Origin of the sequence: Metallosphaera sp. D4-4, assembly GCF_046245145.1 — an archaeon.
Classification (GTDB): Archaea; Thermoproteota; Thermoprotei_A; order Sulfolobales; family Sulfolobaceae; genus Metallosphaera; species Metallosphaera sedula.
Genome location: NZ_CP176412.1, coordinates 632,138 through 649,348, shown reverse-complemented (window position 1 = coordinate 649,348; position 17,211 = coordinate 632,138). Strand labels below are relative to the sequence as shown.

The window sequence follows — 17,211 nt, the reverse complement described above, 5'->3', positions numbered from 1 at the left end:
ATCACCGGTATCCAGGCTTTCTGTTACTGGCGAATTACTAGAATAGGCTAAATCGAGGAAAATTGAAAGATGAAAGCTACGTACAACATTGCAAAATATATAACCGACAACAATAACCCCTCGGTGAAGGTCAATTTCCCGTCCTTCACAATTGCTATTCCGATCAGGTTTGAGATCAGGGCTAACAGTAGAAACGGTCCCCTCACGTTAACAAAGTCTAATCCAACTAGTCCCAGGAGAAGAGTAGCGTTCTGTATTTTGCTACCAAAGTAACTTACCACGGCTGTGGAACCGCCAGCAGGATACTTCAGGGCTAACCTTATGGAGGAAATTCCCTCCTCCAGCTCAGCCACTATTGGGGTGAGTGCGAGGGATATCCAGGCTTGAGAGATCCCGCTGTATAGAGCAAGTTCTGAGATAAGGTTAACGAAATAGGGTGAGAGTACCACTACAATGGATCCTCCAACTATTACCTGAATCATGCTCTTGATGTTGATCTTTCCCCTTGATCCCTTCCTTATCCTTGAAATGACATAGTAGGCATAAATGGAAAAAAGTGCCACTGAAATCAGGGGATTTAGGTTACCCAGTAGTAGGGGTATAACCAAGACAGCGGAGGTAATGCCCATGATCGTGAGTTCATGCCCATAATCGCCCTTCATGGTTAATGGCCTACCCCACTTCCATTGATAGAGCATGGCAACCAGGCCAACGCCTAACGTAAATAGAACCACGTTACCGCCAACGGCTGATCCAAGGGCAACTTCACCCTTATTTTCCAATACCGCCGTTATGACGATCAGGGTTTCAGGAAGCGCCGTAAGGGTTCCCAGTACCACTCCACCTGCAAGCCCTTGACCCATTACCTCTTCTAGTTCCTCCACACCCTTTGCTAGGAGTTCAGCTGATAGCGACATTAGAGCTAGAACTATTACGAGCTCTACTATCAAAGTGGATAGTAACATTACCCCAAATTGAAATCGTGTATGTAATAAGCCATTGCAGAGGAGTGGTTGAGTGCACTATCACCGTGGATGTTAATCTACTTCCTGACTACATGGTAAATGTACTGATCAGTACACCAGTGCACCACAAAATAGTAAGTCCAAGAAGTCTATATCACAAGAAGTGCTAGGCTTACTGCGACTATGAGTACCACTGCCGCGAAGACTGAGTTGAGAACGTGCCTCGATCTGTACGTGTTGTTTTCCAAGTCCCTTTCCGTGAGATGATATATTAGTAGTCCATACACTATTACTGCCGCTCCGAGAACAATCATTACTTCTCCCAACAACACTGACTGTCCTACTCCCTTTACGCCTTTCAGAATCTGGAGGAAGAGAGCGAATTTTGCTATCACAAACCCGAAGCCTATAAGCGCAATTCCCGTTCTTACCCAGGCCAAAAATGTTCTCTCGTTTGCCATATGATCCGATGGAGAAACCATGAAAAGAAAGTATGAGGGAAAGAAAAAAGCTTAGAGATATCTCTTAAGGACAGACATGGGGTTCGAGAGATTAGCAGTTAGTAAGGCCTCGTCTGGGCTATGGCCGAAGGCGAACGCTAACAACTGGGTGAAGTAAACCAGTGGCATTCTCAAGTCCTCGCCGTACTTCTCAGCTATTTTGTTCATGTTGGTCTCTATGGCCACGTGTCCCAATGGGCAATCGGTTATTAGGAGTTCTGCGCCATTCCTCTTAGCATCCTTCAGTATTCTGGCCTCGAGATGCAGTGAAGTGGTAACGTCGGAGTAAACGTGGGGTCCTCCGCAGCACATTGTCTTGGACTCGAATGGAACTACCTCAGCGCCGAGAGCCCTAAGCAACTCATCCATGAAGACTGGTCTCTCCGGATCATCTTTCATCTTCATGTATCCAGTGAGAGTGTAAGCCTTTGGCCTCGAATATAGACAGCCGTAGTATGGAGCTACCTTGAGTCCCTGCAGTGGTCTCTTAACTCTAGCCTTTACACCTTCTGGTCCCACAGTGTTGTAAATGAACTCTACTGCATGTATCATGAGCAATTGCATGTCGTACTGCTTCTCACCCATCTTCTCTAGATAGGAGTTCACCTTCTCCCTGAGCTTAGGATACCTGGTCATGAAGTACTGGGTCCTTGATAGGGAGTAGTGGCATCCTGGACAGGCTGACATGACAGCGTTGGCTCCCATCTGCCTTGCTAGGGACAGATTTCTGGCAGGAAGTAATAGTCCTGTCATGGTATTTACGTTCTTAACCTCTAGAGCTCCACAGCAGTTGTAGTCCTCAATCTTCTCATAGTTAATTCCAAGATCCCTCGCTACCAGCTGTAGTGATACGTCGTAAGACTTTCCTAACCCGTCAAGGGCACAGCCTGGATACAGTGCTACTTTACCGTAAGGGTTAGCTATCTCGGTCATTCTGGGGTCACCTCCTCCTTCATGGCCTCCTCAAGGACAGGCTTTATCCTGTCCCACTCCTTAACCCTACTGGGCTTCATGAGGTCTTTTATTAGCCCAGATTTAAGCAATGGTCCCATCATGGTGAGTAAATCCCTTAGACTCATGGTAACAAACCCAGCCTTGGCTGAGGCTCCTCCTAGCAGAAGTTCGCTTATCCTCCCTCCGTTCTTCATTACTGTGTCCAAGAAGAGTTCATCGAAAATTGTGCCTGGATCGGTCTTCACGAGGCCATGCTTCAGTAAGTAGTTGTGAATGCTGTGTACAACTTCCTCCACTAACACTCCCTTGGGACATCTGTGGGTGCATTTCTGGCAAGACACACATCTCCAGATGCTGTCCTGTAACTCTATTAATGACTGCTTGTCTCCCTTTCTGGCTAAATCGATAAATCTTCTAGGGCTGTAGTTTGGATCGTACTCCCTCATGGTACAGCCGGAGGTACAGGTTCCACATTGCCAGCAGAGGCTTATTGTGGCGCCCTCAACTGTGTTGGCAATCTCGTCCCACACTGACTGATCGTAGCCTGTCTGGGTTCTCTCTATCATGAAGGCATTCCATGTGCCGTCTAACTCTACTCCATCTACTATTACCTTATCTTTTTGAATTAAACCCTTTATAATGGGTTTTTCTAAATTAGGTATGGGCAAGTTTTATCACCTTTATATATGGTTTTAGGCCCATAACCAGGGCCGTGGTTGTGAGGTGTGTGGGGATTAACCCCGCAGCCTTCTTATCGACTGCGAGGTGTGTGGTATAGTCTAAATACCTCACATACGCGTACACAAGAAAAATGGAAGTTGGATAATAGTTGCCTGTGGACAGACCGAAAACCTCAAGGACCTTCTTGAGCTCGTTTACTGAGGAGAGGAACTCCTCCGTGGACTTGAGCGTTAAGTTTTCCTTTAGGACATAGTTAATGGAGCCAGTATTCCTCTTCGGATTCCAGATCCATCTGGTCCATAGGGGATACTCCTCAGGATATAGGTAGTGAATTATCTCTCTGGCCATGTCCTCAATATCCTCTTGGTCAGAGGCCTTCACAGTTGAGACAAACTTCTCCACTCTCTCCTGGTAAGGAACATTATCATCTCTAAGGGTATCTAAAGCCTTGGAGAACGCAGTTACACCAGTATTTCTTAACACGTCGTCATAATGCTTCCTAGCGTAGAAGACAGAATCGAAAACCTGCTTCATTTCCTCCTCAGTATCAACCTTTACGGTCCTGAGGAATTCGGTCTTTAATTTCATCGCCTCAAGTATGAGATTGAGGGACTTCTTAGCGTCTCCTGAGGCAGTGTTATTTACATCTACATTCAACATTGCATTGTAAATTTCACGAACGAAATCAACGCTCAAAAAAACTGTGCTAATGATGGGCCACCTCGACCCTCTTCTTCGCGAAGTCCGACTCGTCCCATACGCCCTTTGTTACGTACTCGTAGGCCTTCATGGCAGCGGCATATCCCTCAGTAATGGAGTCTGAGATGGTCTTGGGACCTGTTATGGCACCTGCTAGGAATATTCCCTTCTTGGTGGACTGTACTGGTAACCTGTCTGGGTCGATGGGCTTCACGAACCCGTGCTCCTCTAGCTCAAGGCCTAGGGCCTTAGCTACCTGCTTTGAGCCTAGTCCTAGCTCCATACCGTTTGCCAGGATCACCATGTCATACGGAACCACGAGAGCCCTGTTCAGGTTCATGGTATCCTCACCCTTGATTATCACTGTGTCATTTGGTCCTCTCATGAACTCAGATATCCTGCCTCTTATGTAACCAACCCTGTACTCTAGCTGAGACTTCCAGTACAACTTATCCTCCATGAGACCATACGTCCTGATATCCATGTAGTAAATGTGAACCACCGCATCTGGTACTCTCTCCTTTATCTCCATGGCCTGCTTCGTGGACACTGCACAGCAGACCCTAGAGCAGTAGGTGTTGCCTACAGTAGCGTCCCTAGATCCTACGCACAGAAGAATAGCTACCCTCTTGGGTGGCACGCCCTTAGTTGTCACGAGCTTATTCTCAGACAGCATTCTCTCAATATCGGAGATCTGGTAGATGTTGGGAATTATACCGTAACCATACTCATACTTTCTCCTGGAATCGAAGTGCTCAAATCCAGAGGCTGCAATTATTGCGTTTACTTTCTCATTAGTTATTTTTCCCGACTTATCTTTAATGGAGACGGTAAAGCCTTTTCCCTCATCCTTAACTCCCTCAACTATGCTCTCCATGTAAGTTTTTACTCCACTGGACTCAACACCTTTTATCAGGGGGTCTAATACCTCTGAAGCTGGCCTAAGTTCTGGGAAAAGTAAACTGTACTTTAGCTTCTTGGGAGTCCCTCCCAGATATGATTCCCTTTCAACTAAGACAACATCTACGCCAAGGTTTCTAAGCTCCTTAGTTGCCGAGAGACCGGCTGGGCCTGACCCTATTACAAGAACCCTTTCTCCTGCCAAATTCCCACTCTCAGATCATTTTTAATAAAAATAATTAAAAAGGTTTACTTAGAAGTGTTTGGCACCTGGGCCTTATCGCCCTTGTACCACTTGACCCTCTCTGGGACTGAGAGATAGAAGTCAATCTTCCTGTGGGGCTTGTAGAGATACTCAGGCTCGGCTTTACCTTCTCTTAGATCGGCTAAGTACTGAATGAACTTCTCCTTGTAATCGTCCACGTTCACACCTATCTTCCTCATGAATCCTTCTACGTCAGTGGCATGCCAGTGAACTTGGGCAATTGTGTAGGGATCGGCACCCATTGCAATTGCCGCGAACTGAGCATCTGCCAATACTGGTAGGTTATAATTGAAACCGTGAGCCTTTCCTGCCCACTGGCTCTTGTCAAGAGTTGTCACACATCCAGTGTCTGAGGTCACGAATATGTCAGCCTTTCCTTCCTCAACTGCAGGAATAACCTTCTTGAATAACGCAAAGCTTCTCGAGAACTCCCTCTCTGTCAAGATGTGCCTGAAACCGAAGCCGCAGCAGTCCCACCATGTGGAGTAATCGACTAGCTTGGCACCAAAGTTCTGGGCAGTACCGCTGGGAGCTGCCGGCCTCCTACCCTGGAATACCTCGGGGTCATATATTGTGTCCTCGGGCACTAACTTGTAAACGTGGCATGGGGTGTGAACTGCAGCCCTTATACCGCTAAGGTCATACTTCTTCTGCTGGGCTGCCTTTTTGCTCATGGTGTATAACCATTCTGAGTAGTGAACTACCTCCTCTGGAATCACTATGTCCATGTCCATTTTCCTCATTATGGGCCTTAACTTGTCCCTGATCTCCTTGTGAAGGACTAGCATGTTCCTGATCTCCTTATAGTGACCGAATGAAGTTCCACAGTGAATGAGTGGGAAGTAATCTATTTCGTAAGCCCTCCACATGTTCCTGACATAGACTCCAGCTAACGCTACTGGGTTGGAAGCACCGGAAGCGTGATAGTTCCATCCAGTACATGAGGTTTGGTGTGGCTCGTCCATGTAGTCTATTTCCATCTTATTCATCATCCAGAACACGGAAGTTGGATAACCTGGGATGTGACCACACTGACCACAGCTCTTGTGTTGCCATAGCTTGGTGGTTGGAATGACCTTGGGAGTACCGTTGAGGGTCTGCATCTTCACGGGGTTGTTATAGGGTTTTATGTGATGTACTATTATTTCGCCCTTGTCCTCTAGCTTGTAAAGCTCTTCCTTTACGTGCTGTAGGCCGTGAGGGGTGCTGTACCTGTATATAATCCTCTGATATACCTCGTTCCAGTCGACGTTGTCAGCCATGGGGAAGGCTTCCTTGAGCTCTTCCTCCATTTTCTTATCCATTTCCTGTGTAGCCAAACTTTACACCTTCAATCATTATTATTCCTCAGGGTTATATACTTTACTTATTAAACATTTTATGTAACTATGAAAGGTTTTTCTATACTCTAGCAAATAGCGAGAAAAAGGGAAAATAAGGTAAAAAGAAAGATTAAAGATCTAACCAGCTGTCTGGAAGTTCGTTCTCGTCCAGTTCCCCTTTCTGCCACTTCTCCTTAATCTCTTCTAACTGGGATTTCCTGTCCTCATAGATGTCCATTATCATGTCGTAGAGGTCCTTGTCAACTCCCTTGAGTGAATCCATGACTCCCGACTCAATCATTATTGTCATCATTTCCACTGCGGTCTGAAGTGAGGGGTGCCATCCTATATCTGTCCTCTGCATCAAGTCCACTGGAATGGCCTTCCTGTAAACATCCATGTTCTTGGACTCCTCGACGGCCTGTGGACCCCAGTCTGGGAAGGCATCCGGCTGGATCATGTCTGGAGTTACCTGGTTACCCATGGTTAACACGGTGTAGAGGACCCTTCTATATGGGGCAAGGATTTCCTTGGCAGAGGGTAGTGCGAATTGAACTGAGTACTCCCTTAGGAGCATGATAAGCCCGGCTATTTCGTTGTTGAAGGGGCATCTCATGGAACACGTGTAGCACTGCACGCATGCCCATACCTTCTTGTTTGTGAACTCCCATATCTTGTCTACCTCATCCCTCATCATGTACTGTATCATTTCCCTGGGACCGAAGTCGTAGAACTTGGCTGCGGGACAACCCGAAGTGCAGACCCCACAGTTCAAGCAACCTCTTAGATATTCATCGTATCTAAAATCTGACTTTACGGCCTGCCAGAACTTTAAGGCAGTCTCCCTATCCTGAGGCGATAGGTTCGAGAGAAGGTTTCTATCCTCCTCCGGTACCGCACCTTGAACTTCGTATGCCATGTCTAGAAATCTTGGATCATCGGGTAGTTGGAGTATACTCTTTGCTTGTGCCATCTTTCCACAGGTAAATAATGACAAAAGGTGACTTATAAGTTTTGTTAAAAAAAATCTAAAATAAAATAAGTTACTTGGCCCTCTTCACGAGGATCCTAGTTACACCGCCCTGTTGTTGAATGTCCAGAATTTGGTGTCCTGTTCTCCTCGCCCACGCCTCAATATCTGGCTTAGCAGCTGGATCAGTTGCGAGGACCTCAAGGACTTCGCCCACATTTATTTGCTTTATTGCCTTGGCTGTCTCCATTACAGGGCCAGGACAATACATTCCCTTTACATCTAGGGTTTTGGCTATTTTTACCTCTTGTGACATTTATACCACCTTAAGAGTTTAGATAAATAGGGTTGTCCCTCCCTCAGCTCTATCCAGGAAGGTTGCAACGCCAACCACGTCGTCCACGAAGTCAGCTAGATCTTCCTTCTTTAGACCGAAGAATTCCATGGTTGTGGAGCATGCGTAGACCTTTACCTCACCAACCTCCTTGGCTTCTCTAACCATCTGATGCCACATGGGGAACTTCATGTCCATCATCCTCTTCATCATCATTGGACCCATTTGCTCGTAGTTTTTATCGACTTGTGGTTGTGCCTGCATTCCGTTCTTGCTAATTGCGTTTAAGCCCCAGAAGGTGAAGAAAAGGTTAACCTCATATCCTGAGGCAGCTGCGCCTGAAGCGAGAATGCCCACAGGCATCAGCTTGTCTACTGTTCCTGAGAAGACTATTATGGATAACTTCTTTCCTGCCAAACTTTCACCAAAATATCTTTTATATCAAAAATATTTAAGCTTTGTGGTGTTGTTTATAATTTGTAAAAACATTCTTTAATTATCAATTAGATAGGTATGTAAGATACTTACCCTCTTTTCCCTAGAGATCCCTAGATGAATATGTTTGATAAAAAATATAAGTAAGCTAAATTAAATAATCATGAGGGATAGACTTGGCGCAAACCCAAACTGAACAAACACAGGAGGAACAGAAAAAGAAAATACTCATAGTTGTGACCCACGGACCGGAGGATTTGGACAGGACCTACGCCCCCCTCTTCATGGCATCAATCTCCGCCTCGATGGAATATGAGACATCTGTGTTCTTCATGATAAAGGGTCCATTACTGCTGTCCAAGAAATGGCAGGAAGATGAAAGAAAGAAGGGAGGAAACCCATTCATACACTTCTTCGATATGGCAAGGGACAACAACGTAAAGATGTATGTGTGCGTCCAAAGCCTTAAGGATATGTGCCACATGAATGAAAGCGACGTTGTGGACGGAATAGAGCTTGTGGGAGGATCAACCCTAATAGATTTAACACTGGATGCGGACAGAACACTATTCTTCTGATTCCTATGAAATTTGACGTCGTGGTAATAGGCGGTGGCTCTAGCGGTTACGTAGCGGGATCTGTACTAGCTAGAAATGGGAAAAATGTGCTCGTGGTGGAGAAGGAGAAGTTCGGAGGGGTCTGTGTAAGGTCAGGATGTGTTCCAAGTATTTTTTTATACGATGTTTCTTTTTCCCTCTCTAGGTTCTCAGAGATTGGAAATTATAAGGGATTGACAATAGATGTTGGAGCGAGAGATATATTTGCATCTAGAAACATGTTAATAGAATACCTTTCTGACGCTGGACAAAAACTAGTGGAGAATGCCGGTGGAACTACGCTAATAGGGGAAGCTAGAGTTAAGGGTTCGGTGGTTGAGGTTAACGGGAAGGAGATAGAATACGATAACATGATTATTGCCTCGGGCTCTTCCCCTCTTCTGCCCAGAATCAAGGGAGTAGAGGGTGGGATTACTGAGGATCAGGCCGTAAACCTGAATTATGTCCCTAAGGAGATGGTAGTGGTTGGAGGTGGTTTTGCAGGCGTTGAGATAGCCCAGTTCTTCGCCAGGTTAGGATCTTCTGTATCCCTCATCACCCGAGGGAGAATTCTCCAGGAAATGAGTGAAGAAGCAAGGAAGATCATCCTAGATTCGCTGGAATGGGATGGAGTTACAGTGAAGGAAAATTGCGAACCTGTGTATCAGGATGGCAAGCTTCTGAAAACCACCTGTGGGGAGTTTAGGGGGGAGGTAGTTTACGCCACCGGGAGGAGACCAAACATTCCCGAAGACGTTAGCTCCGTTGGAGTGAAGGTTAACTGCAATGGGATAGTGGTCGACAGGTACATGAGGACCAGCAATCCAAGGATTTGGGCCGTAGGTGACGTTGTGGATAAGGAAAGGAAGGTAGCCCACTCTGCGATGATGGAGGGAATTGTTGCGTCCCTTTCTATCCTTGGACAACCTGTGGAGGTTGATTACTCGGTTGTACCGCAGGTAATCTACACAGATCCTCAAGTTGCAGTGGTGGGGAATAGGAGAAACGTAGTTAAGTTTAGTACTTTCCCGCTTAGTGCCTCGACCAGAGCCATCATCCATGGTATCAGGGAAGGGTACGTGAGGCTGGGTTTTGACGAGAAGGATAGGATATGTTTTGGCGAAGTGGTGTCTCATTATTCGGAAGAAATAATTAACATCGTTTCAATTGCAATTAAGGCCGGAATGAGGGCAAAGGATTTAGCCCTAGTTCCATTTGTTCATCCCTCCATCTCAGAGAGCGTAAGCAATACAGCTAAAGCATTATTTAACTTGGATGTAGATGTATTCAAGGATAAAAATGGAACTTAAGGAATACCTAGAGAAGAAGAACTTCTCCTACTCAAAGAGCGGTGACGTTGAAATGATAACTATGGATGACTATTCCTTTTACGTTAAGGGTACAGACGTTCATATACCCATACCACTTCCCACAGGCAAGGAGAAACTTGACGATCTAGTAACCATGGGAACGTATTACGCTAGGGCATCAAGGTTAGTTCAAGGGATAGGTATGCCGGTAACCTATGCGCTAAGGGAGACGACAGTGGAAGTGATTGTTCACTTTAATGATCGAAATGAATTGGAACAAAAGTTAATTAAAGCCCTTGAGGGAATTGAGAGTTTGAGGTATTTCATGTGAGTTACGATAGCATTGTTAAGCAATATCTCAAGGTTATAAAAGATCTTAAGATAAACCACTGTAAGGCCTCTGAACTGATATCTCAACTTAGCGGGGCTAATATTCAGGTAGAGGAAAATGAAGGATGCGAAAAACCTCAGATTCATGTGTGGTCAAATGGCAGAAAGCACTTCTCGTATCTCGGTATTCCCGCCGTAAATGAGCTGTGGCCTTTCCTAAATGCCCTGCTCAGGATATCCACCAACACTGTTCAACTGGATCCGCAGGAGCTGGACATGGCTAAAATGGTAAGAGGTAACGTGAAGCTATTTGTTACACCTGATTGCACCAAGTGCCCCATCGCAGCTGAGCTTCTCTACCAAGTTGCCCTAGTTAACCAGAACGTAGAACTGGAGATCATAGATAGTGAAACTTACGACGATCTAGCTAAGAAATATCACGTCTTGAGCGTTCCAAAGATCGTCCTTAACGAAAAAACTGAAATTCCTGGCGGATTTCCTCCTAACATTGTCCTGAAGATGCTAGTTAAGTCAAGCTCTAGTCAGGGGACACAACCTTAACCCCTAGCCTTTCGGCCTCCTTCTTTACCTTTTCATCTGAAGCAATTAATATTGCCTGTAAATCTGACGCAACCATTATCGCCTCTGCCTCATGCATGGGTAGGCCAGAAAAGGTCCCAGGTTTATGCGAGTAAGCTCTGACCCACACACCCCTATCCAGAGCGTAATCGATGTTAATGTGATTCTGGAGTGCGTAGGAGACACCGTACGTGGTGACGATTAACTTATACCCTGAAAACTTCTCGAGGATAAGTGCTAGCTTAGGGTAGGAACTCGGTGAGATTACGGCAAACATATTCATTAAAATTATTTAAGTAATGATATATAAGGAGTAGTGAAACAGTATGTCGCAACAGGATCCATTGGAAATTTTGCTCAAGGAAGAAAATTTACAAAAAGTCACTAAACTAATGGATGTTCTCCCTACATTCGAGAAGGTCGCTGAGAAACTAAGCGAGATGGACAAGAAAGGGGAACTAGACTTCATGTTGGATATGCTGGGGCAAGTTGTGAGCATTGCTGATGCGATGCAGAAGGCTGACCTGATGAATACGCTAGTTTCATTTGGTATGGATCAGATAGGGAAGGTTCAGGCTCTGTGGCCTCTCCTGGAGAAGATGACCAGTGATAGGGTAATTAACATTATCCAGCAACTCGATATAGACTCCACCCTAGGAGCTCTTGAGAAGCTCGCCCCAGTACTTAACAAACTAACTAGCGATAAGGCGATAAAGGTACTACAAAGTATAGACTACGACTCTCTCCTAGAGTATATGGGATCCCTGACACCACTACTTAGTAAGCTGACGAGTGAGAAAACTTTGAAGATAATACAAAGCCTAGATATGGACGCGCTTCTGAGCGCTGCCGAAACCATGACACCAACCCTCACCAAACTAGCTAACATGATGAGCGAGATGCAGAAGTCTGGCCAACTGGATAATCTCATGAACCTAATGCAACAGGGACTTGCTCTACTTGACACTGTCCAGAAGACCGACCTAGTAAATACCCTGATAGCCTTTGGTATGGATCAGATAGGGAAGGTTCAGGCTCTGTGGCCTCTCCTGGAGAAGATGACCAGCGAGGATACGATTAACATGATTCAGAAGATGGACATTGACGGTTTACTCAAGGCTATGAATTCCTTAATGCCCATGATGCAAAAGCTCACAAGTGATAGGGCAATTAAACTGATCCAGCAACTAGATGTGGAGAGCATGCTGGGAGCCTTTGAGGCCTCAATGCCCATACTTAAGAAGCTGACCGACGAGAAAACAGTTAAGGCTCTCGCTCAGATGGACATGGATTCCATGATCAACCTAATGATGAAGTTTGCTGAACTGCAGAGAACTGGAGTTATGGATAGGATGTACAAACTCATGGACGTAATGGCAGATCCACAACTGGTGGATACAATGGTTTCAGTCATGGAGAAGTTCGCCAAGGCCATGAAGATATGGGCTAGCGATCTGCCAAACGTGAAACCAGTGGGTATAGGAGGACTAGCAGGCCTGACAAGGGACCCAGATTCCAAGTATGCCCTTGGAATAATGACCTCCCTACTCAAGGCTACTGGGAAGGCGTTCAAGGAGTAAATCCACTAATTTTTTCACATAAGCCTTTTTTTCCTCATCTTGTGTGGGTATTTCATCCTCTGACCTGTTTCCCATGAGTCCCTTCACAAAGGAAAACATGGAAGGTGCTGAACCTGGACCGTAGCCTCCTCCTCCAAAGGAAATAATCCTTGCGTTAACCCTCCTAGCTAACCTGCTCACCTTAAGACCCAGTAAATTGAAGGAGTTCGTGGTCAGATTGAGGGATTTGAGTCCGTCATCCTTATGCCCATCTACCCCGGCAACCACGAGTAGGACTGATGGTTTGAAGTCTTCAACTACATCGAGCAACCTTAATGCCTCCTGAAACGAGTCGTCAGCAGAGCCCAGAGGTAACCCGACATTGAAGTTGTAACCCGTCCCTTCTCCTTTCCCCCTTCTCCTGTAATCACCGGTTCCCGGGAAGAATTTGCCATCATAAGCGAAAATATTGATCTTGAGCACTGGTTTGTCATAGAACATTTCCTCCACTCCATTCGCGTGGTGGGCGTCTACGTCAACCAGAGCTACCCTTTCTCCCATTTTCATGAGTCTCGATATCGCTAAGTTAACGTCGTTTATGGGGCAAAAACCCATGGATCTTGATCTCGTGGCGTGATGAAATCCCCCCAGCGGAATATAAATTGAGTCGAAGAACCTTGACATGGAGATTGCCGTGAGAGTAGATCCCGCAACCAGAAGAATATCGTCAAACATGCCAGGGTAATGAACCGTGTCCCCCGAATCTAGGAAGCCAATGTAAGGGAGGGAACTAACTTCCTTGATCTTTCTTAGAAGGCTCTCATCGTGGACCTCAAGCAGATCTTCATACGAGGCGGGTTTAGGAGAAATGAAATAGACATTAAGAGTTGAGACCAGCTCCCTAAACCTCACGATTCTGCTCTTGGAAACGTCCCTTATCATGGGGTGGGAGAAGGAGATCTCCCTAAACCTTTCATCCCAGATTATCCCTAATGAGTGCCCATACGTCAACTTCGTCTCCCTCCTTAAGGTCAAGTTTGCCAAATATCCTGACCATGGGTTTTCCCCTGAACGCGAGGATGCTCTCCAGGAGAGGTGGACCGTCCACAGGTTTGTTGGCCATCACCCTAAATACTGAGTCATATTCCCAGTTCTTAATGAGTCCTCTCCTTCCCTCAAAGAGGCTGAGATTACGCCTTGTTCTAGCTATGCGGTACTCCCTCTTCCCCACAAGGATTTTCCCTTTACGTTCGATCCCGATTAACCCACCGTAACCGGTGTATGGAAGACTCGCGTTTAGTATGCCACCGCAACAACCTAGACCAGTGAAGTTACCGGCACTGGCGTAGGTGGATAGCCTCACGTCTATGAAATTTTCGGTGACTGTAACAACGTTACCTATGGCCTTCTCCTCTGGTGTCTCAACCGCAGGAAAAGAAATTCTGAGTCCTTCAATGTGGGCGTGCCTGAAATCTCCTCCCGTGTAGGGAGAGGATATCATCTTCCCTAGTGCCTCACCTGGCTTAATCTCCTCTCCTGGTTCGAGGTAGGGATCAACGTGAAGTATCTTTAGGATCTTGGAATTACTTTTCACCAGGATAAGGAAGTCATGGTCCGTTTCCGCAAATCTGTTGGGTCTCCCCACCTTAAACTTCTCCACGGATAGAACTACCCCGCTAAAAAAGGAGATGAACTCCACTTTATCGTAAAAGCCTACATCCACAGCAGACGCATTCACGTGAGAAGGAAAACCACTGGTGAAAAAACTGACTAGGCTTCCCTCAGGAAAGTTCATTTAGTTCAGGAACCTCTTCGCCAGAGGTAATCTTGAGGACTTAATCGCATTTAACGTCTGTTTCTCGTTTGGATACCATGGAATGTTCCTCAACCTATCTCCAGGTCTCTCGTTCGAGTAGGGCCTATTGCACCCAGGGCATCCGCTAGTGAGGAATGCACCTGATAGTTCTTGGAGAGTGATGTCGGAACTCAGGTTGATGTCCACCAGCTGCCCCTTTTCGTCAAAAACGAAGTCCTCAGGCTTAACCAAGTCGTTCTCTATTAACCACCTGGAGATCTGCATCCTCCTGTAAACATGAACAGGAACTGGCTTCCTATTCTCCATGGGTGTGGATTCCTCCGGATAGAAGGCAAAGAGGCTTATCTTGGCACCCCTGGAATGGGCGTAGAGCATAAGGGAAACCGCTTCCTGCTCGGTTTCGCCAAGCCCAATTATTAGATGTATTCCAGCGTTCTTCTTACCAAAGACCTCAACTGCGTCATCTATAGCGTGGATATATCTTTCCCAGCTGTGCATGCTTCTCACGGGTTTTCCTCTCACGGCATCAAATACCCTCTTGCTAGCAGCGTCTATGGCAACGTCTATCATGTTTCCACCTGCCTCCTTCATCTTGCGCATATCGTCCTTGCTTGTGTAGGTGGCTGTAACTAACTCGGAGATTTGAAGTTCTATTCCCTTCTCCCTGATTCTCCTTGTTATCTCCACAGAGTCGGGAGATGCCCTGGGATGAGCTAGTTGGCCAACGCAGATCCTCTGTAGTCCGTAGTTCGGATCTCCCTGTCTCTCCTTTATCCTATCAAGGACCGTATCCAAGGGACGCAATGGCCACTCCACCCTTATTAGGGTCTTGCACTCAGGGCCTTGACTGACCTCCCTAGCTTGACCGCAATAGATGCAGTTTGCCTTACAACCATCTGGATAGTACTGGAGAAGGTTGATGGTAGTGTTCAGAGCTCCCTTCAGAAACTTTCCAGGTGAAAAACCTAGTACCATGTCTGCCCCGAAGCTGAGCCTTACCCAATCAGGACTGCTTATGGATTTTACTTCATTTATTCTTAGATTCATAGGGACACCCGTAATAGGAAGTCATGTATCACATTGCCACAACATGCGTGGCTAAGAACCACCTCCCTCCTTCCCATGGCGTACTCTATGGTCTCTTGCGAGGGAAAAGCCATACCGTCTATTCCCTGATCTACTGCCATTTTCTCCACATCAAGGTAGGCTTTCCCCCTAGGTCTGGCACAGCCTAACATAACGGGGGAGGTGAAGAGCTCGCGAGCTCTCATGAGAACCTTTCCTAATTCCTCTGGGGAGGGTTCCTTGACTCCTCTGTAGGGGGTTCCTACCAGGGGCATCAGGCCCACAACAATCACGGCATCCGGATTAACTTCCTGCAGGAGTTCCAGTGCGTGAAGATCTCCTTCTACTCCCCTCTTGCTAAGTCCAACTATTACGTGAGGCGCAATCTTTATTCCTACCTCCTTAAGGTACTTAAAGGAGCTAAGATAGTCGTCAACCGTGAAGGGTTGACCTAAAACTTCGTTTATGGTCTCTTGGTCCCCGACCATATCCAGTAAGGCGATCTTTACCCCGCTATCCCTGAACCTCTTAGCTATTTCTCTGGATTTCACAACTCCAGTGTGAGCTATCACAGTGACGTTTGGGTACTTCTTGAGGACGTCGCTATACTTCCACACGGGGACGTCCCCCCTTGGTGAAGATCCTCCAGACAGGATTACGCCCTTCTGGCCTGCCTTACTGACGCTTTCAAGTATTTTCTCGAACTTCTCTCTCGTGGATCCGTCCTCCATTCCCTCAAGGACCCTAGTTTCGCAATGTTTGCAACTAAAGGCGCAGGACGTGCCTGTCACCGAGATAGGTTTCCATCCTTCCTCCGAGCTAAGGTAATCAGTCTCGTACCTCTTAAGTGATGGAGCATAGAAGAATATGGGTTTCATCTCACTAATCCCTCCAGAAATTGAATAAGTTGCTCCTTGTCCACCCCTAGAAACTTAACCCCTTGAAACCAATCCGAAACCTCTTTCCTAAGGTCCTCCACCCTGGACCACTTCAACCTAGCCTCAAGGTCGTAAATGCTCCTCCTAGGCTCAACGAAGAAGTCTCCCGTGATTAGAACCGACTGTATTAGTCCCTTCCCCGCCATCTTAACCTGAACCCTGAAGAGCCCTCCCGGAAGCTTAATCTCTCCCTGCCTAACGTCCTCCCCTTCCAAGGTTTTCCTTAGACCGAAAACCCACTCCTGCGATCTATACTTTAACTCGAGTTCCCTGATATTTTCTTCCTCTCTGGGTAAGTATTTCCCGTCGAGAAGTTCCACACCAAGCGACTCTTGAAAGGCTAATCTAGCCTCCTTTATGAGTTCCTCCATGGGAACAGAGAAACCCAGTTCCCTATTTAACCAGGTTATTCTCTCCCTGAAGTCCTTTGAGACTTTGTCCTTCATCTTCTCGGTGCTCAACTTTAGCGTATCTACCATGGCCTGTACATCAAAGTCCAGTAGAATAGTTCCAGTCACCGAGATGTACTTTCCCACGGAGAACGCTCCCAAACCTGAAATCTTTCTACCATTTATTTCAACGTCGTTTTTAGGCCTGAAATTAGCCTTGATCCCAAACCTGGAGAGGGTTGATATAACAGCGTCAGCCGAGCGCCTAATGGCTGATTCCACTGAACCTCCCAAAAGTGATGACTCCGAATATATCTCCCAGCCCAGCTGATCGGGGCCCATGATAATTGTTCCTCCGCCCGTAGGTCTTCTACTCACATCCCATCCCCTCTCCCTTACCTTATCCAAGTTAACCTCCTGCTCTGCAGACTGGTGATATCCCAAGAGGACAGCAGTGGGATCAAAGATTACAAACCTGAGAATGGGATCTGATCCCTCAGCAATGGAATCCAGTAGGGCCTCCTCGCCGGCAAGGATCTTGTGCTGAGGTCCCCTCTCCACAATAAACCTAAAATTGGGCATTTCGTTTACTTAATGTAGGATA

Annotated in this window: 21 protein-coding genes; 5 read left to right on the top strand and 16 right to left on the bottom strand. The window is 46.5% G+C overall.

Annotation, left to right across the window (positions count from 1 at the left end; genetic code table 11):
- Positions 1–47: 47 nt before the first annotated feature.
- From ACI49J_RS03735 to ACI49J_RS03690, 10 genes are all read right to left on the bottom strand, one after another.
- Positions 48–965 carry a sodium:calcium antiporter gene (locus ACI49J_RS03735; RefSeq protein WP_240252659.1) on the bottom strand — a complete coding sequence of 306 codons (918 nt, stop codon included), beginning with the start codon at positions 963–965 and terminating at the stop codon, positions 48–50.
- A gap of 149 nt (positions 966–1,114) precedes the next feature.
- Entirely contained in the window at positions 1,115–1,447 is a 333-nt protein-coding gene (locus ACI49J_RS03730; RefSeq protein WP_240252657.1) for a YidH family protein, read from the bottom strand.
- A gap of 30 nt (positions 1,448–1,477) precedes the next feature.
- Positions 1,478–2,398 (bottom strand): CoB--CoM heterodisulfide reductase iron-sulfur subunit B family protein, encoded by a 921-nt coding sequence (locus ACI49J_RS03725; protein WP_240252655.1) that lies wholly within the window; start codon positions 2,396–2,398, stop codon positions 1,478–1,480.
- Positions 2,395–3,087, bottom strand: a complete 693-nt coding sequence (locus ACI49J_RS03720) for a 4Fe-4S dicluster domain-containing protein (RefSeq protein WP_012021485.1) — start codon at positions 3,085–3,087, stop codon at positions 2,395–2,397. The genes ACI49J_RS03725 and ACI49J_RS03720 overlap by 4 nt, the downstream gene beginning before the upstream one ends.
- The gene (locus ACI49J_RS03715) at positions 3,074–3,760 is read right to left on the bottom strand and encodes a hypothetical protein (RefSeq protein WP_240252653.1); all 687 of its coding nucleotides are present in this window, start codon (positions 3,758–3,760) and stop codon (positions 3,074–3,076) included. Before ACI49J_RS03715 ends, ACI49J_RS03720 begins: the two co-directional genes overlap by 14 nt.
- 46 nt (positions 3,761–3,806) lie before the next feature.
- The gene (locus tag ACI49J_RS03710; RefSeq protein WP_238025039.1) at positions 3,807–4,904 is read right to left on the bottom strand and encodes a CoB--CoM heterodisulfide reductase iron-sulfur subunit A family protein; all 1,098 of its coding nucleotides are present in this window, start codon (positions 4,902–4,904) and stop codon (positions 3,807–3,809) included.
- A 44-nt stretch (positions 4,905–4,948) separates the two neighbouring features.
- A complete protein-coding gene (locus tag ACI49J_RS03705) occupies positions 4,949–6,268 on the bottom strand; it encodes a CoB--CoM heterodisulfide reductase iron-sulfur subunit B family protein (protein WP_374108054.1) in 1,320 nt (439 codons plus the stop codon).
- Positions 6,269–6,416: 148 nt separating this feature from the next.
- A complete protein-coding gene (locus tag ACI49J_RS03700; protein ID WP_240252652.1) occupies positions 6,417–7,259 on the bottom strand; it encodes a 4Fe-4S dicluster domain-containing protein in 843 nt (280 codons plus the stop codon).
- A gap of 70 nt (positions 7,260–7,329) precedes the next feature.
- The gene (locus ACI49J_RS03695; protein ID WP_240252650.1) at positions 7,330–7,572 is read right to left on the bottom strand and encodes a sulfurtransferase TusA family protein; all 243 of its coding nucleotides are present in this window, start codon (positions 7,570–7,572) and stop codon (positions 7,330–7,332) included.
- A gap of 18 nt (positions 7,573–7,590) precedes the next feature.
- Positions 7,591–7,953 (bottom strand): DsrE/DsrF/DrsH-like family protein, encoded by a 363-nt coding sequence (locus tag ACI49J_RS03690; protein ID WP_230842420.1) that lies wholly within the window; start codon positions 7,951–7,953, stop codon positions 7,591–7,593.
- 248 nt (positions 7,954–8,201) lie between these two features.
- Between ACI49J_RS03690 and ACI49J_RS03685 the strand changes: the two genes are divergently transcribed.
- From ACI49J_RS03685 to ACI49J_RS03670, 4 genes are read left to right on the top strand one after another with little or no spacing between them, the layout of a single operon-like run.
- Complete coding sequence (locus ACI49J_RS03685) at positions 8,202–8,603, top strand: DsrE family protein (protein WP_240252649.1); 402 nt, start codon at positions 8,202–8,204, stop codon at positions 8,601–8,603.
- 5 nt (positions 8,604–8,608) lie between these two features.
- Positions 8,609–9,931 carry an NAD(P)/FAD-dependent oxidoreductase gene (locus ACI49J_RS03680; RefSeq protein ID WP_240252647.1) on the top strand — a complete coding sequence of 441 codons (1,323 nt, stop codon included), beginning with the start codon at positions 8,609–8,611 and terminating at the stop codon, positions 9,929–9,931.
- The gene (locus tag ACI49J_RS03675; protein ID WP_048060113.1) at positions 9,921–10,262 is read left to right on the top strand and encodes a hypothetical protein; all 342 of its coding nucleotides are present in this window, start codon (positions 9,921–9,923) and stop codon (positions 10,260–10,262) included. The genes ACI49J_RS03680 and ACI49J_RS03675 overlap by 11 nt, the downstream gene beginning before the upstream one ends.
- Positions 10,259–10,822 carry a thioredoxin family protein gene (locus tag ACI49J_RS03670; RefSeq protein WP_240252643.1) on the top strand — a complete coding sequence of 188 codons (564 nt, stop codon included), beginning with the start codon at positions 10,259–10,261 and terminating at the stop codon, positions 10,820–10,822. The genes ACI49J_RS03675 and ACI49J_RS03670 overlap by 4 nt, the downstream gene beginning before the upstream one ends.
- Here the strand turns inward: ACI49J_RS03670 and ACI49J_RS03665 are convergent.
- Complete coding sequence (locus ACI49J_RS03665) at positions 10,800–11,123, bottom strand: PIN domain-containing protein (RefSeq protein ID WP_012021496.1); 324 nt, start codon at positions 11,121–11,123, stop codon at positions 10,800–10,802. The genes ACI49J_RS03670 and ACI49J_RS03665 overlap by 23 nt on opposite strands.
- A gap of 43 nt (positions 11,124–11,166) precedes the next feature.
- On the opposite strand from ACI49J_RS03665, the gene ACI49J_RS03660 reads away from it, so the two are divergent.
- The gene (locus ACI49J_RS03660) at positions 11,167–12,420 is read left to right on the top strand and encodes a DUF1641 domain-containing protein (protein ID WP_240252642.1); all 1,254 of its coding nucleotides are present in this window, start codon (positions 11,167–11,169) and stop codon (positions 12,418–12,420) included.
- On the opposite strand, the gene ACI49J_RS03655 is transcribed toward ACI49J_RS03660, so the two are convergent.
- From ACI49J_RS03655 to ACI49J_RS03635, 5 genes are read right to left on the bottom strand one after another with little or no spacing between them, the layout of a single operon-like run.
- Entirely contained in the window at positions 12,385–13,410 is a 1,026-nt protein-coding gene (locus ACI49J_RS03655) for a histone deacetylase family protein (RefSeq protein WP_240252641.1), read from the bottom strand. The two genes, ACI49J_RS03660 and ACI49J_RS03655, sit on opposite strands and share 36 nt — an antisense overlap.
- The gene (locus tag ACI49J_RS03650; RefSeq protein ID WP_240252639.1) at positions 13,373–14,194 is read right to left on the bottom strand and encodes a hypothetical protein; all 822 of its coding nucleotides are present in this window, start codon (positions 14,192–14,194) and stop codon (positions 13,373–13,375) included. The genes ACI49J_RS03655 and ACI49J_RS03650 overlap by 38 nt, the downstream gene beginning before the upstream one ends.
- On the bottom strand, positions 14,195–15,262 hold the full coding sequence (locus ACI49J_RS03645) for a radical SAM protein (RefSeq protein ID WP_240252638.1): 1,068 nt from the start codon (positions 15,260–15,262) through the stop codon (positions 14,195–14,197).
- Positions 15,259–16,158 (bottom strand): radical SAM protein, encoded by a 900-nt coding sequence (locus ACI49J_RS03640; RefSeq protein WP_240252637.1) that lies wholly within the window; start codon positions 16,156–16,158, stop codon positions 15,259–15,261. The genes ACI49J_RS03645 and ACI49J_RS03640 overlap by 4 nt, the downstream gene beginning before the upstream one ends.
- Entirely contained in the window at positions 16,155–17,189 is a 1,035-nt protein-coding gene (locus tag ACI49J_RS03635; RefSeq protein ID WP_240252636.1) for a lipoate--protein ligase family protein, read from the bottom strand. The genes ACI49J_RS03640 and ACI49J_RS03635 overlap by 4 nt, the downstream gene beginning before the upstream one ends.
- Positions 17,190–17,211: the final 22 nt, after the last annotated feature.